General features: G+C 68.3%; 21 protein-coding genes. 9 read left to right on the forward strand and 12 right to left on the reverse strand.

The window, feature by feature from the left end; all coding sequences use genetic code 11:
* Window position 1: 1 nt before the first annotated feature.
* The 6 genes from ACSQ9I_RS28785 to ACSQ9I_RS28810 all read right to left on the reverse strand — a co-directional run bounded on the left by ACSQ9I_RS28785 (window position 2) and on the right by ACSQ9I_RS28810 (window position 5911).
* Entirely contained in the window at window positions 2-1834 is a 1833-nt protein-coding gene (locus ACSQ9I_RS28785) for a DUF1800 domain-containing protein (RefSeq protein ID WP_436315412.1), read from the reverse strand.
* Window positions 1835-2021: 187 nt separating this feature from the next.
* Complete coding sequence (gene pyrF, locus ACSQ9I_RS28790; protein ID WP_093108684.1) at window positions 2022-2846, reverse strand: orotidine-5'-phosphate decarboxylase; 825 nt, start codon at window positions 2844-2846, stop codon at window positions 2022-2024.
* A gap of 32 nt (window positions 2847-2878) precedes the next feature.
* Window positions 2879-3622, reverse strand: a complete 744-nt coding sequence (locus ACSQ9I_RS28795; protein WP_436315413.1) for a uracil-DNA glycosylase family protein — start codon at window positions 3620-3622, stop codon at window positions 2879-2881.
* Window positions 3619-4206, reverse strand: a complete 588-nt coding sequence (gene rimI, locus ACSQ9I_RS28800) for a ribosomal protein S18-alanine N-acetyltransferase (protein WP_436305928.1) — start codon at window positions 4204-4206, stop codon at window positions 3619-3621. The genes ACSQ9I_RS28795 and rimI overlap by 4 nt, the downstream gene beginning before the upstream one ends.
* Window positions 4203-4910: a tRNA (adenosine(37)-N6)-threonylcarbamoyltransferase complex dimerization subunit type 1 TsaB gene (tsaB, locus tag ACSQ9I_RS28805; RefSeq protein ID WP_436315414.1), complete on the reverse strand. Its 708-nt coding sequence runs from the start codon at window positions 4908-4910 to the stop codon at window positions 4203-4205. Before tsaB ends, rimI begins: the two co-directional genes overlap by 4 nt.
* A 5-nt stretch (window positions 4911-4915) precedes the next feature.
* Entirely contained in the window at window positions 4916-5911 is a 996-nt protein-coding gene (locus tag ACSQ9I_RS28810) for a DMT family transporter (RefSeq protein ID WP_436315415.1), read from the reverse strand.
* 117 nt (window positions 5912-6028) lie between these two features.
* Here ACSQ9I_RS28810 and dacB point away from each other — a divergent pair, with 117 nt between their 5' ends.
* On the forward strand, window positions 6029-7426 hold the full coding sequence (gene dacB / locus ACSQ9I_RS28815; protein ID WP_436315416.1) for a D-alanyl-D-alanine carboxypeptidase/D-alanyl-D-alanine endopeptidase: 1398 nt from the start codon (window positions 6029-6031) through the stop codon (window positions 7424-7426).
* 118 nt (window positions 7427-7544) lie between these two features.
* A complete protein-coding gene (locus ACSQ9I_RS28820) occupies window positions 7545-8885 on the forward strand; it encodes a lipase family protein (protein WP_436315417.1) in 1341 nt (446 codons plus the stop codon).
* 9 nt (window positions 8886-8894) lie between these two features.
* Here the strand turns inward: ACSQ9I_RS28820 and ACSQ9I_RS28825 are convergent, their stop codons facing one another.
* Genes ACSQ9I_RS28825 through purE form a run of 3 tightly spaced genes read right to left on the reverse strand, consistent with a single transcriptional unit; the run spans window position 8895 to window position 11631 of the window.
* On the reverse strand, window positions 8895-9896 hold the full coding sequence (locus ACSQ9I_RS28825) for an L-threonylcarbamoyladenylate synthase (RefSeq protein WP_436315418.1): 1002 nt from the start codon (window positions 9894-9896) through the stop codon (window positions 8895-8897).
* 5 nt (window positions 9897-9901) lie between these two features.
* Window positions 9902-11092, reverse strand: coding sequence for a 5-(carboxyamino)imidazole ribonucleotide synthase (locus ACSQ9I_RS28830; protein WP_436315419.1), 1191 nt, complete (start codon window positions 11090-11092; stop codon window positions 9902-9904).
* The gene (gene purE, locus ACSQ9I_RS28835; RefSeq protein ID WP_436292092.1) at window positions 11089-11631 is read right to left on the reverse strand and encodes a 5-(carboxyamino)imidazole ribonucleotide mutase; all 543 of its coding nucleotides are present in this window, start codon (window positions 11629-11631) and stop codon (window positions 11089-11091) included. The genes ACSQ9I_RS28830 and purE overlap by 4 nt, the downstream gene beginning before the upstream one ends.
* Window positions 11632-11667: 36 nt before the next feature.
* On the opposite strand from purE, the gene ACSQ9I_RS28840 reads away from it, so the two are divergent.
* The 7 genes from ACSQ9I_RS28840 (at window position 11668) to ACSQ9I_RS28870 (ending at window position 19964) form a co-directional block, all read left to right on the forward strand.
* Window positions 11668-12588: a tetratricopeptide repeat protein gene (locus ACSQ9I_RS28840; protein ID WP_436310037.1), complete on the forward strand. Its 921-nt coding sequence runs from the start codon at window positions 11668-11670 to the stop codon at window positions 12586-12588.
* Between the two features lie 134 nt (window positions 12589-12722).
* Complete coding sequence (locus ACSQ9I_RS28845; RefSeq protein ID WP_436315420.1) at window positions 12723-13019, forward strand: helix-turn-helix domain-containing protein; 297 nt, start codon at window positions 12723-12725, stop codon at window positions 13017-13019.
* Between the two features lie 41 nt (window positions 13020-13060).
* Window positions 13061-14335, forward strand: a complete 1275-nt coding sequence (locus ACSQ9I_RS28850; protein ID WP_436315849.1) for a type II toxin-antitoxin system HipA family toxin — start codon at window positions 13061-13063, stop codon at window positions 14333-14335.
* 57 nt (window positions 14336-14392) lie between these two features.
* Complete coding sequence (locus ACSQ9I_RS28855) at window positions 14393-14836, forward strand: META domain-containing protein (RefSeq protein ID WP_436305938.1); 444 nt, start codon at window positions 14393-14395, stop codon at window positions 14834-14836.
* A gap of 152 nt (window positions 14837-14988) precedes the next feature.
* Window positions 14989-16791, forward strand: coding sequence for an adenylate/guanylate cyclase domain-containing protein (locus ACSQ9I_RS28860; RefSeq protein ID WP_436305939.1), 1803 nt, complete (start codon window positions 14989-14991; stop codon window positions 16789-16791).
* 95 nt (window positions 16792-16886) lie between these two features.
* Window positions 16887-18008 carry a phosphatase PAP2 family protein gene (locus ACSQ9I_RS28865; protein WP_436315421.1) on the forward strand — a complete coding sequence of 374 codons (1122 nt, stop codon included), beginning with the start codon at window positions 16887-16889 and terminating at the stop codon, window positions 18006-18008.
* Window positions 18009-18044: 36 nt separating this feature from the next.
* Window positions 18045-19964 (forward strand): hypothetical protein, encoded by a 1920-nt coding sequence (locus ACSQ9I_RS28870; protein WP_436315422.1) that lies wholly within the window; start codon window positions 18045-18047, stop codon window positions 19962-19964.
* A gap of 9 nt (window positions 19965-19973) precedes the next feature.
* Here ACSQ9I_RS28870 and ACSQ9I_RS28875 read toward each other — a convergent pair whose 3' ends face one another.
* The 3 genes from ACSQ9I_RS28875 to ACSQ9I_RS28885 form a co-directional block, all read right to left on the reverse strand.
* Window positions 19974-20636 (reverse strand): Crp/Fnr family transcriptional regulator, encoded by a 663-nt coding sequence (locus tag ACSQ9I_RS28875; protein ID WP_436305942.1) that lies wholly within the window; start codon window positions 20634-20636, stop codon window positions 19974-19976.
* Window positions 20637-20677: 41 nt separating this feature from the next.
* Window positions 20678-21343, reverse strand: a complete 666-nt coding sequence (locus tag ACSQ9I_RS28880; RefSeq protein ID WP_436305943.1) for a helix-turn-helix transcriptional regulator — start codon at window positions 21341-21343, stop codon at window positions 20678-20680.
* A gap of 110 nt (window positions 21344-21453) precedes the next feature.
* Window positions 21454-22359, reverse strand: a complete 906-nt coding sequence (locus ACSQ9I_RS28885) for a phosphoribosylaminoimidazolesuccinocarboxamide synthase (RefSeq protein WP_436315423.1) — start codon at window positions 22357-22359, stop codon at window positions 21454-21456.
* Window positions 22360-22399: the final 40 nt, after the last annotated feature.

The raw sequence follows: 22399 nt of genomic DNA on the forward strand, positions 1-22399 counted from the left end.
CTTATTTCTGGATCAGGTATTCCGGCGAGGCCATCACCATCAGCACCGCGGCATAGACGCGGTTGTTCTTGACACCGTCGCTGCTGGTCGAAGTGACCGCCGGCGTGGCGAGCGCATTGACGACCAGCGCCTGCGTGGCGGCGGTGAGTTGGTTGCCGGTGAAAAGCAGGTTCAGCCGCCGCACCAGCGCGGCCGGATCGAGCACCAGCGCCTTCTCGGCCGCATAGCTCGGGATCACATCCTTGCTGTTGAAACCGTTGGGCACCACGTTCTGCATGAAGTTCAGGTAGCCGCCGACGCTGGTCTCGTTGACCATCTGGAACTCGGGTGCCACCAGCTTGGCGCTGGCGATCGCGGTCGAGGGCGGCACGTAGCCGGGCCGGAAGAAGTTGAAGACCGAGGGCGAGCGCAGCGGGCTCTGGCCCAGCTGGTCGTTGGGGCGGGAGAGGTTGCCGATCTTCCAGGTGCCCAGCGTGGAGCCGATGCCGCAGGTGCGGCCCCACTGCACGAGACGCAGCATCGGCTCGCGCAGGCGGCCGAAGTTCGGGTCCGTGAGGCCGGCCGGGCTGCGCGCCTCGTTGTCGAGCAGCACGGCGGCGAACACGCTCTTCATGTCGCCGCGCACGCCGGCGCCGTTGTTGGCGAACACGTCCGCCACGCGCTTCACGTAGGCCGCGCTCGGGTTGCTGGTCACGAGGCGCTGGATCAGCTGCTTGCTGATGAAGGGACCGACGTTCGAGTGATTGAACAGCGTATCGAGCGCGATCTTGAGCGCCGCCTTGCCCTCGGTGTTGGCCGGCACGGTGGCGCCGAGGAACTTGGCTTCGAGCATCGAGTGGCGGGAGGCCGTGAGCGCCATCGGCCGCCTGGTCCAGGCGTTGCTCTCGATGGTGTAGCTGGCGCCGGGCGGCGTGAAGGTGTTGCGCTCGGCGGCGGGGATGTCGAGGTCGTAGCCGGTGAACACGCGCGCCAGGTTGGTCACGTCGTCCTGCGTGTAGCTGTCCAGCGGTGTGCCGTCGGCACCGGTCTTGACCGTGCCGTCGGCATTGAGCTGGTAGAGCCCGATGGTCATGAGCTGCATGACCTCGCGCGCGTAGTTCTCGTCCGGCTGGCGGCCCTGCGCGTTTTCCTTCTGGTTGCCGCGCGTGTTGAGGTAGTAGCCCATCGCCGGGTTGAGCGTCACGTCTTCCAGCAGCTTGCGGAAGTTGCCGGTGACGCCCGCGACCAGCATGTCCCAGTACTGGGCCATCATGTGGTCGTTCCAGTTGGAACTGAGGTCGTTGGCCGAGACTACGAAGATCTCGGTGAACGCCAGCGCCATGCGCTTGCGCATCCCGTCCGGCGCGGTCATGAGCTGGTTCCAGATCATGTCGTCGGTGTAGACGGTGTTGTAGGGCTTGCTCGCGATCCAGTCCCAGCCGGTCTGCGTGGGCGCCCGGTCGACCTGCTCGCCGAGCCAGGGCAGGTAGCCCTTGGCGCGCACTTCGGCGATCTCGGCCTCGGAGGCCGAGAACTGCGACTGCAGCAGGAAGCGCGCGGCCTCGTCGTCGGTCTTGGCCTGCGTGTAGATGTAGGTCTGGCCGGTCGGCGTGCTGGCCAGGGGCGTCAGCGAGCCGGCCTGGACCTCGCCGCCGCCCATGCCGGCGAAACTGCTGCCGCCCCCTCCGCCGCCGCCACCGCCGCAGGCAGCGAGCGCCGCTGCGGCAGCCAGCGCGGCAGCCAGGGGCAGGGGATTGTTGTGCGCCGCCGGCGCCTCGGGAACTGCGTGCGTTTCGGACACGCGCAGCACTTCGTCGGTCGCCTCGGAGCGACCGGTCGCAATATCTTCCACCATGAGTTCCTCGCTCCTCGGCGCCCTTGCGCCGTTCTTCTCAAGGCAAATGCCATGCCGGACGCAGGCCGGGCTGCGAGGACTCTAAAGGCGGTGCAAAGGCGGTGACTACGACAACAATTGTTCTGAAATGTGACTTTTTCCGTCACTCCGATACAACCGCGCCCTTGCCGACGACGCGAAAAGTCGCTCAGGGCTTGGCTTTTTCGAGGCTGTCGCGGGTGCGGATCGCCTCGCGCCGAGCGGCTTCGGCGAAGTCGGCGCCGGCCGAGGCGTAGCAGATGGCGCGCGATGAACTGACCACGATCGGCGCATCGGCGCGCCAGCCTGCACGCACTGTGGCGACCGCATCCCCGCCCTGGGCGCCGACGCCGGGAATCAGGAGCGGAACCGTGGGCGCCAGCGCGCGCACGCGCTCGATCTCGGCCGGGTAGGTGGCACCGACCACGAGGCCGAGTTGGCCGTTCAGGTTCCAAGGCCCCTGGACGAGTCTTGCAACGTGTTCATACAAAAAAGGTTCTCCTTCCAGGCCTGCGAGCCGCTGGCCCTGCAGGTCGGCACCGCCCGGGTTGCTGGTGCGGCACAACAGGAAGGCGCCCTTGCCGTAGTGGCGCAGGTAGGGCTCGACCGAATCGAAGCCCATGAAAGGCGACAGCGTGACGGCGTCGGCGCCGTAGCGCTCGAAGGCCTCGCGCGCGTACTGCTCGGCCGTGGACCCGATGTCGCCGCGCTTGGCATCGAGGATCACCGGCACATGCGGCGCGTTGCGCCGCATGTGCTCCATGAGCTGTTCGAGCTGGGCTTCGGCGCGGTGGGCGGAGAAGTAGGCGATCTGCGGCTTGAAGGCGATCGCCAGGTCGGCGGTGGCATCGACGATGCGCGCGCAGAAGTCGTAGATCTTGCCGGCATCGCCCTTCAGATGGGCGGGGAATTTCGCGGGCTCGGGGTCGAGGCCCACGCACAGCAGCGAGCCGTTTTGGCGCTCGGCGGCGCGCAGCTTGTCCAGAAAGGTCATGGGGCGGAATTTTAGGCCGCCACCGGCAGCGCTCAGCCCGAGCGCAGCAGTTGCTCGGCCGCCAGGCACAGGTCGGCCCATGCACGCGCCTTGTCGGCCGGATTGCGCAGCAAGTAGGCCGGGTGGTAGGTCGCGACGACCGCGACGTCCTCCAGATCCGGGATGGCCAGCCGCACCGCGCGGCCGCGCAGCTTGCCGAGCGGCTCGCCGCTTTGCAGCAGGCTCTGCGCCGCCAGCGGGCCCATCGCGAGCACGACGCGCGGCGCCAGGGCGGCGGCGGGCGCCGCAAAGGCCTCGGCGATCGGGCGCGGGCTGCCCGGCTGGCCCGAGGCCACGCCGCGGTGCGTGCGCATCAGATGCACGGGCGTCGCTGCGCCATGCAACTGCAGCGCGCGCAGCATGTTGTCGAAAAGCCGGCCGGCATCGCCCGCGAAGGGTTCGCCGTGGCGCCCGTCGAGCTCGGGCGGCATGTCGGCGACGATCAGCCAGCCGCCTTGCACGGCCTTCTCTTCATCGCCGTAGAGACGACGCGGCGCATCGATCAGCACGGTCGCACCGTGGGACGGCGCAGCGGACGGACGGACAGGAGGAGCGGACACAGGCACCGGCGCACGCGGCGCCGCCGGCATGGCTTCGGCTTCGACGCGCGGCGCCGCGACCACCACCTCGACCGCCTGCGCCTCGGCAGGTTCCGCCACCGGCCACCAGACCTTGACGCCCATCTCGTCGAGCATCGCGCGCTGCCGCGCGTCGAGATTCAGCGTGCCGGCGCTCATTTCAACGCACCCCATGCGCTGGTCGATTCGTTGAGCCGCAGGCTCATCACCACCGCGTCCTCGCGTGCGTTGCCCTCCGCCGGGTAGTAGCCCTTGCGCACGCCCACGCGGCGAAAGCCCTGGCGCTCGTAGATGGCAAGCGCGCGCAGGTTGCTCGCGCGCACTTCGAGCCACAGCCACTGGGCGTTCTGGCCGCGCGACCAGCCGGCCAGCGCCTCGAGCATCAGCGGCGCCCAGCCCTGGCCCTGGAAGGCCGGCGCGACCGTGAGGTTGAGCAGATGGACTTCGTCGACCCCTTTCATGGCCACGAAGTAGCCGATGATGGTTTCGTCGCCGGTCCGGGCCGCAGGCCGCCCCCAGAGCGCGCGCGGTCCGCCCGCGGGCGGGGGCGAGGGCTCTGTGCCGAGTGCGGAAGGAACGACCAGGCACTGGCAGTGGTAGCCGGCGGCCAGCGAGTCGCTGAAGTTGGCCGGCGTCCAGGGGTGGGTGAAGGCGGTTTTCTCGATCGCGCAGACAGCCGGAATCCGCTCGATCGTGATCGGCTCGAGACGGGCTTCACGCGGCTGTTGCAGGACTGCGCTCATGATGATGATGAATCGGTCATTGCCGCCTTGAGGGCGGCACGCTCTTCGGTGGTCTGCGCCACTTTATCGCGAACATAGAGCGGCCAGGCCTCGGCGGGTGCGACCGTTCGGCCGGCTGCAAGCAATTCGGGGGCCAGGCGCAGCATCGCGGCCGCGGTGGGCAGCACCTCGTGGCGCGCCACGGCTGCGGGAAGGCGCTCGCCATAGGCCGCGAAGGCATTGCCGGCGAGCGCCCAACCGGACGGCACCTCGACCTGCTCGGGCGCCAGCAATTCCGCTTCGCCGGCAGGCGCCGCTGCGCTCCCGAACTCGTAGCGCGCGGCATAGACCTGGTCCATGCGGGCATCGAGCACGGCGACCACGTGCATGGCACCGAAACGGTGATGCGCCTCCTCGGCCACCGCCTGCAGCGTGTCGATGGGCAGCAGGCGCACGCCGGCGCCGAAGCCCAGGCCCTGCGCCACCGAGCAGGCGGTGCGCAGGCCGGTGAAGGAGCCGGGCCCGCGCCCGAACGCGATCGCATCGAGTTCGGCCAGCGCGAGGCCGGCTTCGGCCAGCAGTTGCTGGATCAGCGGGATCAGCGTGGTCGAGGATTGCGCGCCGCCGGCGCCGCTGTGTTCGAACAGCCGGTCGCCGTGGCGCACCGCGACCGAAAGCGCTTCGGTGCTGGTGTCGAAGGCCAGGAGCTTGAGCGCCGTCGCCATGGCCGTCATCCGCGCGCCGGCGTGGCGGCCGGCCTTGCTGCTGCCGCGGCGCGAACGCGCTGCACGCCGAACAGGATGCCGGCCGTAACCAGCAGCAGCCCGGCGATCAGGTTCCAGTGCAGCGGCTCGCCGAGGAAGACCACGGCAGCGAGGGCCGAGAGGCCCGGCACCACGGCCGTGATCATGGTCGAACGCACCGGCCCGAAGTACTGGATCATGCGCGTGAAGGTGATGCCGGAGATGACGACCGAGCCGACGCCCTGGAACAGCATCTGGAACACGATCTCGCCCACCGGTGCGCTGTCGAGCCGGCTCGCGACCACGCCGGCGGCGGCCAGCAGGGCATAGACCGGCACGTAGGTCACGAAGGCGAACACGGTGATGGCGATGGTGGCGCGCACCGCGTCGAGCCCGTGGCGCCGCACCACCACGCTGTAGCAGGCCCAGCAGAAAGCCGCGCTCATGAAGAGCAGGTCGCCCTTCCAGATCTGGCCGCCCTCGAGGGCATGCAGCAGGCTGGCGCCGCCGACCAGCAGGTCGCCGACGACGATCAGCGCGAGGCCGAGCGCGCGGGCTGTAGTGATGCGGTCGTGCAGCACGATGGCCGCGAGCACCGCCGTCCAGAGCGGCAGGCTGCCCGGCATCAGCACGGCGGCATGGGTGGCCGGCGCGTAGAAGAAGCCGGTGTAGGCGAGCAGGGCATAGGCCAGGCCGCCGAAAGCGCCTGCGGTCGCGGTGACGCGCAGTGAAGCGGGCGACAGGCCGAAGAGCGAGCCCGCTGACGGATCGCTCCGGCGCGCCTGTTGCATCACCAGCCAGGCGCCCCAGGGCATGAGCACCAGGCTCGCGCCGCAGATGCGCGCGAAGGCAATGTCGAAGGGGGTCAGCGAGCGCCCGGCCGAGGCCCGCGCGATCACGATGAAGGCGGTCCAGACCAGGACGGTGACGACGGCCGCGCCGATGCCGATGGTGCGAGCGGAGAAGCGGGGTGCGGCGGGCATCACGCGATTATCGAGGGACGGCCATGCACCGCGCTGCGATGGGCCCATGACGCTGCCGGCCGGGATAATCGCGCGATGCCCTTTGCCCTGCCCCTTGCCACGCGCCGCGCCGTTCGCATGCTGTCCCTGGTTCTGGCGCTGGCGGCGCTGGGTTCGGTGCCCGCCATCGCCCAGAACCTCCCGCCCGAGGTCGAGGCCGCACTGGCCCGCGCCAAGGTGCCGCGCGATGCGGTGACGATGCTGGTGGCCGACGCCGACGCCACCCACGCCCCGCGGCTCGCGTGGCGGGCGCAGGTGCCGGTCAACCCGGCCTCGGTCATGAAGCTGGTCACCACCTACGCCGCGCTCGATCTGCTCGGCCCGGCCTTCACCTGGACCACGCCCGTGTACGTCGACGGTCCGATCCAGAACGGCGTGCTGGCCGGCAACCTCTACATCAAGGGCCAGGGCGATCCGAAGCTGGTGCTCGAGCGCCTGTGGCTGCTGCTGCGCCGCGTGCAGGGGATGGGCATCCACACCATCAACGGCGACATCGTGCTGGACCGCAGCGCCTTCGAGGTTCCCGATGCCGATCCGGCCGCCTTCGACGGCGAGGGCCTGCGCCCCTACAACGTCGCGCCCGATGCGCTCCTGATCAACTTCAAGTCGGTGGTGATGACCTTCGTGCCGAACCGCGACAGCCAGACGGCGCAGGTCAACTTCGAGCCCTACCTGGCCGGCGTGGCGACGCAGGCCACGGTGCCGTTGTCGGCCGGTGAATGCGGCGACTGGCGCGCCGCGCTGGCGCCGGCCTTCACCGATCCGGCGCGCGTGAGCTTTGCCGGCAGCTACCCCGCCGCCTGCGGCGAGAAGGTGTGGCCGGTGGCGTATGCGGACCCGCGCAGCTACGCAGTGCGCGCGGTCGGCGGGCTGTGGGCCGAGATGGGCACCAAGCTCCGGGGCCAGGTGCGCGAGGGGCAGGTGCCGGCGGGTCTCCAGCCCGCATTCGAAGCCGTCTCGCCGCCGCTGGCCGAAGTGATCCGCGACATCAACAAGTACAGCAACAACGTGATGGCGCAGCAGCTGTTCCTCACGCTCGGCCTGCAGCAAAAGAAGCGCGGCACGCTCGAGGGTGCGCGCGCCGCAATGCGCCAGTGGTGGAACGAGCGCATAGGCACCGGCGAAGGCCAGCCGGTGTTCGACAACGGCTCGGGGCTCTCGCGCGAGGAGCGCATCAGCGCAGCCGCGCTCGCGAAGATGCTGCAGGTGGCCTGGCGTTCGCCGGTGATGCCCGAGCTGGTGTCCTCGCTGCCCGCCACGGGCGTCGACGGCACGCTGCGCAAGCGCGCGCTGCGCTCGGGCGGCGCGGCGCATCTCAAGACCGGCACGCTGCGCGACGCGGCCGGCGTCGCGGGCTACGTGCACGGCGCCAGCGGCCGGCGCTGGGTGGTGGTCGCGATCGCCAACAACGGCAATGCAGCGGCGGCGCGGCCCGCCTTCGATGCGCTGGTCGACTGGGCCGCGCAGGACAACTGACCGAGCGTCGCCAACGCGACTTCCACGCCGTTCCGGCTCCGGGTTTCCCTTGTCTTGCTTTGCAGATCGCAAGCCTAGGATCGGTGCGCCCTTCACAACAAGACTCCCGGAGACATCCATGAAGCGTCTGCATCTTCTGAGCGCCGTCGCCATGGCCAGCCTGCTGGCCGCCTGCGGCGGCGGCGGCGACGGCCCCGGTTTCAACTTCGGAGCCGGCGGCGGCGGGACCGGCACCGGCGCGCTCCAGGAACCGGCCGTGACCGTGACGACGCTGTCGGCCGCGCAGATCGATGCCGGCACTGCGCAGAACGGCCTGCAGCCGATCAGCGGCAAGGCCAAGTGCGACGTGAGCGTGGTGGCGCTCAACTACAGCACGGTGGGCCCCAAGGGCGAAGCCACCAACGCCTCCGGCGTGCTGCTGATGCCCGCGGGCAGCTGCGCCAACAACGCGCCGCTGGTGGCCTACGCCAAGGCCACCGACGTGCAGAAGCCGCGCACGCTGGCCAATCCGCAGGATCCGGAGACCTTCTTGCTGACGGCGATGTACGCAGCCCAGGGCTACGCCGTGGTCGCCACCGACTACCTGGGCTATGCCAAGTCGAGCTTTTCGTACCACCCCTATCTGCACGCCGATTCGGAGGCCCGCTCGGTGCTGGATTCGATCCGCGCCGCGCGTACGGCGCTGGTGGCGACGGGCGGCTCCTTCTCGGGCAAGGTGATGTTCACCGGCTACTCGCAGGGCGGGCACTCGTCGATGGCGGCACACCGGGCCGCCGAGCGCGACAGCCCGCTCGAATTCAACGTGGTGGCCGGGGCTCATCTGGCAGGTCCGTACAACATGTCGGGATCGTTCAAGCTCACGACGGCGATCGCGGGCTACCAGTTCTTCGTTCCGTTCATCGTCACCTCCTATCAAAAGATCTACGGCGACGTCTACACCGACGTCAACACGGTCTTCAAGGCGCCCTACGCAGCGACCATCGAAAACCTGCTGCCGAGCCCGACGCTGAACTTCACCACGCTGGTGACGAGCGGCGCGCTGCCCGGTGCCAACGGCGAGACGCCGGCCCAGGCACGCGACGCGCTGTTCCAGAGCGCGTTCCTGACGGACGTGCAGACCAACCCCAACAACACGCTCTTCCTCGACGCGAAGAAGAACGACCTGTTCGGCTGGAGCCCACGCGCCAAGACGCTGCTGTGCGCCGGCGCCGGCGATCCGACGGTGCCGCCGGCCGTGCATATGGTGCCCATGAAGACGGACTTCGATGCGCGCGGCGTGACCACCGTGTCGACGGTGGACGTCGACGCGCAGATTCAGGCGACCTATGGGCCGGGCGGCACGGCGCCGACCGATCCGACGACGGCTGCCTACGCCACCTACTTTGCCGCCTATCACGGCACTTACGAGCCGCCGTTCTGCCACGCGCGGGCGCGGGCCTTGTTCGACACAGTCAAGTAACGGGGGCGATCAGGCCGCAGCGGCCCGTTGCAGGCGGTCGCGCACCCCTTCCCATTCGGGACCGGCCGGCGGCGTCTCGACCCAGATCAGCTTGACGCCCTCGGCGTCGAAGGCGCGCAGCACCGCGAAGAGCTGCTGCGCGGCGGTGGCGGCGTCGTCGGGCATGCGGCGCTGCAGGATGTGCTGCGAGCGGCTCTTGAGCGCGCTGCGCGACCAGACCGCGATGTGCGCCGCGTTGGCGCCGAGCACGTCGAGGCCGGTCTGCATGGCCTTCGCATCCATCAGCCGCAGCTTGGCGCTCGGCGCGTAGTGGGCCTCGAGCGTGCCCGAGGCGCGCGGGTCGGGGGCGGCCAGCTCGTGCTTGTCGCGCAAGGCCTCGCCGCAGGCCGCCTCGATCTGGGTGCGCGTGATAGCGCCCGGCCGCAGCAGCACCGGCGCGCCGCGGCTGCAGTCGACGATGGTCGATTCGATGCCCACCTCGCAGGGACCGCCGTCGATCACCAGCAGCGCGTCGCCGAACTCCTGCTGCACGTGCTGCGCGGTGGTGGGGCTCACGCGGCCGAAGCGGTTCGCGCTCGGCCCCGCCACGCCCGGCACGCCCTGCTCGGCGCAGGCCGCGAGCAGCGCCTGCGCCACCGGGTGCGCGGGGCAGCGCAGGCCGATGGTGTCCTCGCCGCCGGCCGCCGCCGCGGCCACGCCGGGCTGGCGCGTGACTATCAGCGTCAGCGGGCCGGGCCAGAAGGCAAGCACGAGTTTCTGGGCGAAGGCCGGCAGCGGCTGGGCAAAGCGGGACAACGCTTCGGTCCCCTTGACACCGGCCGCCACGTGCACGATCAGCGGATGGTTGCTGGGCCGGCCCTTGGCCTTGAAGATGCCGGCCACGGCCGCGTCGCTGGTCGCATCGGCGCCCAGACCGTAGACCGTTTCGGTCGGGAAGGCGACCAGGCCGCCGGCGCGCAGCACGCGCACGGCCTCGTCGATGGCAGCGGGCGACTGGCCGTCGCGAATCATGGCGCTCACTCCGAGAGAGGGATCGGCAGTCCGAGCAGCGCAGCCGCGAAGTCGGCGGTGCTGCGAACCGTGTCGATGTTCTCGCCCGTGATCGTGAGATGGCCCATCTTGCGGCCGCGGCGCGCCTCGGTCTTGCCGTAGAGATGGAGATGCGTTCCAGGCAGCGCGAGCACATCGGCCCAGCGGGGCTCGACCGCCGTCTCCGACGACCTGGGTCCGCCCGAGGCCTCGGCATCGGCAAACCACAGATCGCCCAGCAGGTTCAGCATGAGCGCGGGACTGTGCTGGCGCGGCGCGTTCAGCGGCAGGCCGGCGAGGGTGCGCACCTGCAGCTCGAACTGCGAGATGTCGCAGGCCTCGATGGTCCAGTGGCCGCTGTTGTGCGGGCGTGGCGCCATCTCGTTGACCACCAGCGATCCGTCGGCCAGGACGAAGAACTCGACGCACAGCACGCCGACATAGCCCAGGCCCTCCGCGATGGCGACGGCCGAATCGACGGCGTGCCGCGCCTGCGCTTCGCCCATGTTGCCGGCATGCACCTCGGTCACCGCGAGGATGCCGTCGCGGTGCAGGTTGCGCTGCGGCGGGAAGTGCACGACCTGGCCATCTTCGCCGCGCGCGACGATCACCGAACATTCGAAATCCAGCGGCAGCAGCTTTTCGAGCACGCAGGGCACGCCGCCCATCGCGCTCCAGGCGGCTGCGAGTTCCTCGCGCGTGCCCACGCGCCGCTGCCCCTTGCCGTCGTAGCCGAGCCGCGCGGTCTTGAGGATGCCGGGCAGCAGGTTCGGCGGCACGGCCATGTGGTCGGCCGACTCGATGATCGCGTAGGGCGCACAGTCCACGCCGCAACCGACGAAGTGGCTCTTCTCGCGGATGCGGTCCTGCGCGATCGCCACCGAGGTCGCCGCCGGCCATACCGGACGCGCGACCGAGAGATGTTCCAGCGAGGGCGCCGGCACGTTCTCGAATTCGGTCGTGATGGCATCGGCCAGGCCCGCGAGCCGCGCGAGGCCGTCGACATCGGTGTAGTCGGTGTGGATGTGGTGGTGGCTCACGCGCCCTGCGGGGCTGTCGGCATCGGGGTCGAGCACCGCCGTGAAGTAGCCCATGCGCTGCGCCGCATGCACGAACATGCGGCCGAGTTGACCGCCCCCGAGCACGCCGAGCGTGGCACCCGGCAGGATCGCGCTCACAGCGCGCCTCCGCCCTGGGGCGAGAAAGGCGATATCGCCGGCGGATCGACCGGCGGCAGGGCCATCGACCGGGCCACCTCGGTCTGCTGCGCGCGGAAGGCGTCGAGCCGGGCGCGCAGCGCCGGATCGGCCACGGCCAGCATCGCAACCGCGAACAGCGCCGCATTGGCTGCGCCGGCGTTGCCGATGGCAAAGGTCGCGACCGGCACGCCCTTTGGCATCTGCACGATGCTGTAGAGCGAATCCACGCCCTGCAGGTGCCGGCTCGCGACCGGCACGCCGAGCACCGGCACGGTGGTCTTGGCCGCCAGCATGCCCGGCAGATGGGCCGCCCCGCCCGCGCCGGCGATGATGGCCGCGAGGCCGCGCGGCGCCGCGCTTTCGGCATAAGCGAACAATTCGTCGGGCATGCGGTGGGCCGAGACCACCCGCGCCTCGTGGGCGATGCCGAATTGCTGGAGAATCTCGACCGCGTTGCGCATCGTCTCCCAGTCGGAGTTCGAGCCCATCACCACGCCGACCTGAATTGCTTGCTTCATGGTTTCAATTTTACGTTTCACCCCCAGGTTCCCGCGATGATCGACATCACCCTCGAAAACTTCCAGACCGAGCTGATCGACGGCTCGATGACCACGCCGGTGCTGCTCGACATCTGGGCCGAGTGGTGCGGCCCCTGCAAACAGCTCGGCCCGGTGCTCGAAAAGCTCGAGCTCGAGTATGCCGGCCGCTTCACGCTGGCCAAGCTCGATGCCGACAAGGTGCCGCAGATTTCGCAGCAGCTGAGCCAGATGTTCGGCGTGCGAAGCATTCCCTTCTGCGTGATGTTCAAGGACGGCCAGCCGGTCGACGGCTTCGTCGGCGCGATTCCCGCCGACCAGATCCGCAGCTTCCTCGACAAACATGTGCCGGGCGCCGACGAGGCCGCGGCCACCGAGCAGGAAGAAGCTGCCCAGGAAGCGCTGGCCGAGGGCGACACCGAAGGTGCGCTCGAACGGCTGCAGCACGCGGTCGCGACCGACCCGGCCAACGACGACGCGCGCTTCGACTACATCAAGCTGCTGCTGCAAGAGGGCCGCGTCGACGATGCCAAGGTCGCCTTCGCGCCGGTGATCGCCAAGACCTCGCTGGTGCGCCGTTTCGACGCACTGCAGCGCTGGATGGACGCGATCGACTTCGCAACGCCGGCCACCGGTGCGGCACCGACGCTCGCCGGCGCCGAAGCCCGCATCGCGGCCAACAAGCGCGATTTCGAGGCCCGCTTCGACCGTGCGCGCCTCTTGATGAGCGCGCAGCGATGGACCGAGGCCATGGACGAGCTGCTCGACATCCTGATGCGCGACAAGGGCTGGAACGACGAACTGGCCCGCAAGACCTACATCGCGATCCTCGACATCATCGAGCCGCCCAAGCCCAAGGTGGCGGACGGCCAGATTCCGCCGGACGATCCGACCGTGGCGAGCTACCGGCGCCGCCTGAGCAGCGTGGTGCTGAGCTGAGACCGAGCGCCTCAGAAAAAGATCATCAAACTACTCATATCTATCAAAAAGCTACTTTCGAGTGGCTTTTTTGTTGCCCGCCAAAACTGAGGTAGCTACTATCGCTACTCAATTTCTACATTTTGAGTAGCTTGATGCTCATCGACGAACTGGAAAGAGCCCGCAAGGCGGCCGGCTGGAGCCAGGAAACCCTGGCCGAACGTGCCGGCCTCTCTCGCATGACCGTCCAGCGCACCGAAAGCGGCCAGATCGATCCCCGGCTTTCGACACTGCTCGAAATGGCACGCGCGCTGGGCCTCGAACTCATGCCTGTGCCGGCCGCTCTGCGCCCGCAACTGGCGGACTTCGTGCGCTCGGGAGGCCGCGTGCTGGGCCAGCCGGCCGGTGTAGGGGCGCCGCCTTCCATCGCACAGATCATTGAGGACAAGTGAGCACAAGCTCAGCCTTTATCACCAGCATCCGCTGCCTGCGGATGTCGCTGCACCTGCCAGGCGGCGGGCGGCGGGCGATCGGCTACCTGTCCCAGTACGGCGACATCCTGCGGGTCTCCTTCGACGCCGACTACGTGGCCGATCCGGCAAGGCCGACGCTGTCGCTGGCCTACCGCGGCGCGGACGAGGCGTCGACCCGGGCCATCCTCTCGTCGGCGCGCGACATCCGCCTGTCGCGCAGCGACAGCCACTGGCCCACCTACTTCCAGAATCTGCTGCCCGAAGGCCACAACCGCGAGCGCCTCGCGCAGCAGCGCGGCTGTAGCGCCGACGACGAATTCGAGCTGCTGGCTGCCGCTGGCCACGATCTGATGGGCGCGATCGAGGTCGAGCCGGTGCCGCCGGCCGAAGGCATTCCCGACACCGTGCGCCACTGGCACACCGCGCTCGGGCTCGACGTGCTGGAGCCCGGCTTCGTCGAGGCGCCGGTCGAGGACGCGGCCTCGATCCCCGGTGTGGTCGTCAAGTTCTCCGCGGTGCAGGAGGGGCGGCGCTACGTGGTGCGGCGCCATGGCGCGGCCGGTTCCTTCATCCTCAAGCTGCCGACGGTGCGCCATCCCGACTTGGTGGCCAACGAGTTCGCGGGCTACCGTCTCTGCGCCGCGCTGGGCCTCGACTGCGCCGAGGCAAGCGTGATTTCGCGCGCCGACGCGGAGCTGCCCGAGCAGATCCCTTTCGACCAGATCCTCGCAGTGCGTCGCTTCGACCGCACGACCGAGGGCGGTCGTGTGCACATGGAGGAGTTCGCGCAGGTGGTCCAGTACGAGCCGCGCCAGAAGTACGACCGCGGCCTTGAGGTCGACTGGCCGCAGATGCTGCGCGTGCTCGACCGCCTGTCGCCCGAGCCCGTGGCCGACGTGCGCGAGTGCGTGCGCCGCATCGTCGCTTTCATCCTGCTCGGCAACAGCGATGCACACTTGAAGAACTGGGCGCTGCGCTATCCCGACGGCATGACGCCCACCCTGGCGCCGCTCTACGACCCGGTGTGCGTGGCTGCCTTCTTCGAGGGCGTGCCGGCTACCGACTACGGCGTGAACCGCGCCATCGATGCCAAGCTTGCCGCCTTCGACTGGCCGGCCTTCGACGCGCTGCTGCGCAACGCCGGCCTGCTGCGGCCGGCGCGGCTCGTCGCGATCGCGAAGAACACCGTGCGCCAGGCGCAGGCCGACTGGCCGGCGCTCCTGCGCGACGCGCCGGGCAGCGTGCAGCGCTGCATCCAATCCCGGCTCGCGGGCGGGGTCGCGTTGGCGCGCTGAACGGGCTCGCATACGATTGGCGCGTATTTCAATTTGTTGCCAAAGGAAAGTTCGGCCATGCGTTCCTTGTTCTTCACGACTGCATTGCTCGCATCCGCCCTCGCGGCCGGTTGCGGCAGCGGCATCAGTCTCGACGAGCCGATCGAAGGACCGGTCTGGCAGCTCGAGCAGCTCGGCAGCGAGCTGATCGAGCCGAGCAGCGATCCACGGCGCAACGCACAGATCCAGTTCGACCGCAACAGCGGCCGGGTCAGCGGTTCGGGCGGCTGCAACCGCGTGTCGGGCACCTATGAGCGCAGCGGCAGCACGCTCAGGCTGCGCCAATTGGGTGCGACCCGCATGGCTTGCCCGAGCGAGGCGGTGAACATCAACGAGACCCAGTTCTTCGCCGCGCTGCAGGCCACGGCCAGCTACCGGCTGCAGGGGAGCTCGCGGCTCTCGCTGCTGGACGCGGCCGGACGGACCGTGGCGACGTTGAGCAGCGGCAGCGCAGCGCGCTAGCTGCGAGCTTTGCCAGTTTCGGCAGCGCGCGCCGGAAACATGTAGTGCTTATAGCTTCCTCGCCGTAACATCGAGCGCCGACGCTTCGTTTTTAGTACGCCGGTCCGCCTGGGGCTCGCTCCAGCAGGTTCTGTACCCCATCGAGGATGAACTTGAGCGCGAATCCACCCACGACCGCCGCGCCGGACGCAGACCTTGGACTGCCGCACCACTCAACAGTGGTGCTGGTGGTGGATTTGGTCGAATCGGTGAGCCTGATGCAAAACGACGAAGCCGGTGCCATTTCGCGCTGGCTGGCGTTCGTGGCGCACGTCGACCACATCATCGTTCCCGAGACCAAGGGGCGCATGGTGAAGAGCCTGGGCGACGGCCTGATGCTGGAGTTCGACAGTGCGCAACGGGGTGTAGCCGCGGCGTTGGCCATGCACGCGTGGATGAAGGCAGAGTGCAGCGCAATGCAGACCTCCATGTCCCTGCGCATAGGTCTGCACAGCGCCGAGGTCTATGCCGATGAGCACGACATCTATGGCACGGGCGTCAACCTCGCGGCGCGCATCGCGACCCTGGCGGGCCCTGCAGAAACGGTGGTGACCACGCAGATTCGAGACAGCTTGACCGACGGTCTGGATGGCACCCTCGAGGATCTCGGGGAGTGCTATCTCAAACACCTTGACGCCCCTGTGCGCGTTTGGCGGATTGGCGCCGCCGGGCAACAGCCCGTCGTGATCGCGCAGCGGGACTACGCCACACCACTGCAGCCAACCATCGCGGTGATTCCTTTTGAATGCAGAAATGTCGATCCCGGTCAGTTCGCACTCGGCGAACTGCTGGCCGACGGCGTGATCGGCCAGCTCAGCCGCACGCGCGAATTGAAGGTGATCTCACGCCTCTCCACCTCGCTCTTTCGCGGGCGGCTTACCGACATCAGCGATGCCCACACGCATCTGGGCGCTCACTACGTTCTTTCCGGAAGCTATGCGGTCAGCCAGGGAAAGATGCTGGTGAGCGTGGAGTTGGCCGACACGCGGAAAAACACCATCGTATGGGCTGACAGGATCACAGGCGATGTGGTCGATCTTTTTCAGACACGCAGCGAGCTGTGCGACGGCATCGCGTGCGGCTGTCACCGCGCGCTTCTCGAAAAGGAAGCGCAAGTCGCGCTCACCCAGCCTCTTCCGACGCTGCAAAGCTACAGCCTGCTGCTCGGAGGAATCGGACTCATGCATCGCAGCGCCGCGGCGCAGTTTCTCAAGACGCGCGAGGTTCTGGACGCGCTGATCGAACGTCACAGCCGGTGTGCCCTGCCTCGCGTCTGGCTGGCCAAGTGGTATGTGCTCTGCACGACGCGCGGGCTGGTAAGCGACCCCCGATCGCAAGCGCAGATCGCCCTGAACGAGACGCGGCGCGCACTGGATGCGGAGCCCGGCAATGCGCTTGCGTGGGCCATGCAAGGCTTCGTGTACTGCCATCTGGCCAAGGACATCGACAGCGCCGTTCATAGCTGCGACCAGGCGCTCGAATGGAATGCGAACGAATCGCTGGCCTGGCTTTTCAAAGCCATGGTGCACGCGTTTGACGGCGACGGCGAAGTGGCATTTCCGGCAGGCCAAAGGGCGCTCGAGCTGTCCCCCCTGGATCCGCTGAAGTACTACTACGACTCACTGATGGCCTCGATTGCCATTTCCGCCGGCGAGTATGCACTGGCCGTCTCCTATGCCGAACAGTCGTTGCGCGTCAATGCCGCGCATCTGTCGAGCTACCGCGCCTTGATCCTGGCACAGGCCTTTTCAGGACAGATCGATGCCGCGCGCAAGAACATGGCGCTCCTGATGCAGCGGGATCCCGAGTTCAGCATTGCGCGCTTCGAACGCGGCTATCCCTCGCGCGAGCGGGTGCCGGCCTATCTGGAGCGGCTCAAGGACGCGCTGCGCGCTGCAGGCGCGAAAGAACGCTGAGAGTGCATGCGATTCAACCCATCAAAGGGGGATGAATTCGCGCATCTCGGCGGCTATCGTGGTCAGGGCGGGTCAATCCAACCTAGGAGGATGAAATGGCACAACTCGGCGGATACGGCGGATACGGCGGATACGGGGGATACGGGGGATACGGCGGCTACGGCGGCTACGGCGGGTCAGGCGGCACGACGCTCGCCGACGCTTTCGCCAACCCCCTGCTGACCACCGCGCTGGTTGCGAGTCGCGACGCCACGTCGAATCCGACCGATCCCCCCCGGGCCCGGCCGGAGCCTCCGTTCAATGATTCCGTCAACTTCACGCGATGGGAGACGTGGGTGCGCTCGCATGTGCTGCAGTGGGAGCTTTGCCAGGAGATCTCGATCTCCGCCACGCCCGGGACCCCTCATGTCTGCGAGCTCAAGATCAACAACACCCCCGTCGCAACCCTGGCAAGACCCGCCGTTTCATTCTTCAAGGACCAGATGGGTCTCGTGCAGGCGTGGGGCGAGTTGCGGCTCGACCGCACCGCGGAGATCCTCGCGCAGATCGACAATCAGTCCCCGTTCGTTGCGGCCGTGATCGGGCTGCATCCCGAACGACACCGCTTCACCATCGAGCTGTTGGTGAATGCCATCCAGTTCACGGTGCTGGTCGAGATGCAGTTCAAGCACGCGCTCGCCTGCTGGAGGCCACACCAGTTTTCACCGCAGGTGCAACCGATGATCACGACGCCGGGCCACGGGGCTTTTCCCAGCGGTCACGCCACGCAGGCCTTCATGCTCGCCCGGCTGCTCGATGGCTTGCTGGACCTGTCATCGAGGGTCCCAGCAACAGCGCTGCAGCTCTACCGGCAAGCCGCGCGCATCGCCACCAATCGCGTGGTGGCCGGCGTGCATTTTCCGGCCGACAGCATTGCCGGACGCCTGCTCGGGCACGTCATCGCCGAGTACGTGCTTGCCCGGCTCGGCGTCCGCAGCGATGTGTGCGTGCGCGGCTTCGACACGACGAGCGTCAACGGCAAGACCCTGGACCTGGACCTCACCGGGCAGATCATTGACCGACCAAAGACGGCTCTTCCCACGGACCCTCCCACAGTTCTTTCGATGGGCTACACGATCGGGGGCGTGGTGCCCGTTTCCGCGGCGGCGGCGCCCTCCTCGATGCTGGTCGAGCTTTTCAACCTGGGCGCAGGGGAGCGCGCCGCGCTCAGCGTGTAGTCTGCGCCGCTCCTCGAATTCAAGAAAGGCGCCTCGATGCTGCTCTCTCATTCGTCCGAATTGAAGATGGACGCCTACCTGCTGTGGGCCCTCTACACCGGCTTCCGCTATTTCGATATCGGCGAGTCGCGAAAGACGGTCCTGCTCGTGAAGTTCGACAAGCGCCTCGACGCGACAACGCTCAGGGCGCTGCGAAACGCCGGGCTTTGGCTCTGCGACTTCTACGTCGGGTACAGCTGCGCGACGGTGACCGCGAGCATTCCCAACCTCGATCAGCAACTGGCCGACTTGAAGCGCCTCGGTGCCGAATACTGCGAGCTCGCGGCGCCCGTCGCGCCACCCACCCAGGATGAAGGTCCTGCCCCCCGAATCGCCCAGAACGGCCCCGCCACGGTGATCGGCATCATCGACGACGGTTGCCCGTTTGCCCATCTGCATTACCGGCGGCCGGACGACCCCTCCCTGCGCGTGCGCTACATATGGGACCAGGGCGGCAGCGCCCCATCCGGTGCCGTGCCGCCGTCCACGACGCCCTTTGCCTATGGGGCGACCTACGGCCACGACCAGTTGGAGGAAATCCTGTCTCGCGCAACCTTGCAGGGGGTTGTCGATGAAGACGCAGCCTACGGCCTGACCGAATTGCCCAGCCTTCGCGGCGCAACGAGCCACGGTGCACAGGTGATGAGCCATGCCGCCGGGTTCGCACGCAAGATCGATGGCCGCCAGCAACCCAAGCCTCTGATCGGCAGGACGGATCTGGCTTTCGTGCAACTGCCTCCGGACGCGCTCGACGATCCCTCGGGCGGATGGCTGGAGCACTATGGTCTGGACGCCTTGCATGCGATCCGGTTCTACGCACGCCACACCCACAAGACCTCCGCGAACAAAGTCATCGTGAACCTGAGCTACGGCCCCCAGACAGGTCCGCATGACGGGACGTCGGTCCTGGAACGCGCGATCGACGAGATGACGTCAACGGCGATAGAGGAGAACTACCAGTTCCTCGTCGTGGTCCCCACGGGCAACAACCATCAGCTGCGAGCGCACGCCGAATTCGACCTGGCGCGTCGTGGAGGAACCATCGACTGGTTCGTCTCGCCGGACTCCCAGGTGCCCTCGCTCTTGGAGATCTGGCTACCGGACGGCGTCACGCTGGACGATGTCGAAGTCGCCGTCGAAACGCCGGCGGACGAGCACATTGTGGCCAGCGACATCCTTCCCGAGCCTCCCAAACCTCTCACGGTTCCCGACGACACGCAGGTGCTCATCGTGGCGATCGAAGGCCCTCCGCCGGGCAACCGCATCGAGGTGATCATCGGGATCGCGCCGACCGCGCGGCCCTCCGCCGGGAGCGGCGCAGCTGCGTTCGCCTTGGCCACACCCGGGATATGGCGCGTCACCGTCGAACCGAAAGCCGGGAAGACGGTCCCGGGCGTTGCGCATGCCTACCTGGGTCGCAGCGACGCCAACATGGGTCGCGCTCGCCGGGGCCGCAGCGGCTACCTCTACAGCCCCGGCTACGATCCGAAGCGGTTCTCGCGTGCGGACGAACAACTGGATGTCGGGCGCGAGAATGCGCCGGCGGAAGTGGTCGCGAGCGGCGCCATGAATGGCATCGGCACGGGCACCCACAGCCTGGTGGCGGCCGGCTACCGCCTTTCCGATGGCCAACCGGCGCCCTACAGCGCCGGTGGCCCGACCCGCGGTAATCGCAAGGGGCCCGACTGGGCCTACCCCACGGAAGAAAGCCGCGTGCTGGCCGGACTGCTCGCGGCCGGCAACCGAAGCGCGACGGTACTGCGGCTGACGGGCACCAGCATCGCCGCGCCGCAGTACGTCCGGGAACTGGCGGCCATGCCCGGTTCCAACGCCCTCCCGCCGCCGACGCCAACGCCTCCATCGCCGCCGGCGCCACCCCCGTGGCTCAAGGCAAGGGCGGGCGCGGGCTTGCGTTGACGCAACGCTTCACCAGCGTGCCGGAAGCTCTCGCTGGAGGGCCAGCTGCCGTCTCGCGACCGACAGGTACCCGCCGGTTTCCAGATCCTTCAGCAGGCGGCTCACCATCTCTCGCGAACACCCGATCTCGCTGGCAATGGCCTGGTGCGTGAGACGCTCGGCGACAACGCGCGTGCCGTCGGCCTGCGTCTCGGCCCGTTCTTCGAGCAGGCGCCGCAACCGGCTGTAGACATCGAGCAACGCCATGCTGCGCGCACTTTCCGTCGCCAGCCGCGCCCGCCGTATCAATCGCACAATGAGCGCCAGCGCGAATTCCGGCTCGTCCGCGATGTGCCGCAGCATCGTCTCGCGCGCGACCACGGCGCAGACGGTGGGTTCCACCGCCTGCACGCTCGCCGAGCGCAGACCGCCATCGAGCGACATTTCGCCGACGTACTCGCCCGGCCCATGCAGACCCAAGGTGACCTCGCGCCCGCGCGCATCGGACACAAAGGCGCGCAGCCGGCCCGAGAGCACGATGTAGATCGAGTCACCCTGATCACCCTCTTCGATCAGCACGGTGTGAGTACGGTAGCGGCGCTGCACCCCCAGCGCCGCGAGCTTGCGCAGCTCTGCCGGCAGCGCATCGGCAGGCGAGTCTTCGGCGCGGGCTGCAGCGGGCTTGGGCGGCATGCGCGGACTATACGGTCCGCGCGGTGCCGCCCCAAGGTCTTTCAGTCTTGCGCCGTCAGCCGCAGCGCCGACACGATCTGCGGCATGCGCGAAACGTCGTTGACGACCTGCCGGATGCTGCCGCGACCGGTCTTCTGCCGCACGTTCTTGATGTGGGTGCGCACCGTGGACAGGCAGATGCCCTGCAGGCAGGCGATCTCTTCGGCCCTGCGCCCGGCGCACAGCTGCGCCAGCACGTTCTGCTCCGTGCGGGTCAGGCGCTTGGCGCGGGCGAACATCTGCATCGTGAGCATTTCGCAGCCCGAGCGGCGGCCGCACATGATCAGCACGGTGTCGACCGACGCGGCACCGTGCAGCATGGCCAAGGGGATGAAAGCCAGCGACAAGGGTTCGCCCGCGTGCTCGAGCTCGACGATGCTGCGGCAGTCGTGCTCCGCATCCTTGAGCGCCCGTCGGATCTTCGACTGCGAGGCGATCTCGCCGGTGCACAGCATCCCCTCGACGCTGCGCAGCATGCGCCCGGCGGCGAGTTCGCGCCGCGCCGGATGGTTGGCATGCAGGATGCGGCCGGTCAGGTCGACCAGCAGCAGACCGTGGTCGATCTCGTCGAGCACGCGTGCCAGCATGGCGGCCTGCAGAGCGTCGGGCACGGGCGCGGCGATCTGGCTTCGGACCTTCTGAATGTCCGGGTCGGCTTCGGGGGTCATGGCGCTTTCCTCATCCGTTTTGGTGAGGAAAGTGTCCTAAATCGCGCCCCCGGCGGGTGGGGACTATTGCCACCGGATTTGTGATCTATTCACATCCGGCGCGCTGCCGCTCAGCCTGTCAGCCGCTCCAGCGCCTCGCGGTACTTGGCCGCCGTCTTCTCGATCACCTCGGCCGGCAGGCGCGGCGCCGGCGGCGTCTTGTCCCAGGGCTTGCCGTTGATCTTGGTGGCCTCGAGCCAGTCGCGCACGAACTGCTTGTCGTAGCTCGGCGGATTCGTGCCGGCTGCGAGTGCGGCTTCGTAGCCTTCGATCGGCCAGTAGCGCGAACTGTCGGGCGTCAGCACCTCGTCCATCAGCACCAGCGTGCCGGCCTCGTCGAGGCCGAACTCGAACTTGGTGTCGGCAATGATCATGCCCTTGGCCAGCGCGATGGCCGCGGCCGCCTCGTAGATCGCGATGCTGGTCTCGCGGATCTGTTGCGCGAGCGCCGGGCCGACGACTTCGACCACCTTGTCGTAGCTGATGTTCTCGTCGTGCGCGCCCGCCGCTGCCTTGGCCGCGGGCGTGAAGATCGGCCGCGGCAGCTTGCTCGCGTTGCTGAGGCCCTCGGGCAGCGGCACGCCGCAGACGGCGCGGCTCTCCTGGTATTCCTTCCAGCCGCTGCCGGCGAGGTAGCCGCGCACCACGGCCTCGACCGGGATCGGTTTGAGGCGCTTGACCAGCATGGAGCGGTCCTTGACCTGGGGCACCTCTTGCGGCGTCACCACGCTTTCGGGCGCGTCGCCGGTCAGGTGGTTGGCGCACAGGTGGCCCAGCCGGTCGAACCACCAGAGCGCCATCTGCGTGAGGATCACGCCCTTGCCGGGGATCGGCTCGCCCATGATGACGTCGAAGGCCGAGAGGCGGTCGCTCGCGACCATCAGGATGCGGTCCTCGCCGACCGCGTAGTTGTCGCGCACCTTGCCGCGCGCGAGCAGCGGAAGGCTCTGGATGGAGGAGGTGTGGACGGTGGTCATGACGGGGTGACTGTGTCGGATAGGCGAAGGACGACGGAGA

Source organism: Variovorax sp. LjRoot84, assembly GCF_964254305.1.
Lineage (GTDB): Bacteria > Pseudomonadota > Gammaproteobacteria > Burkholderiales > Burkholderiaceae_C > Variovorax.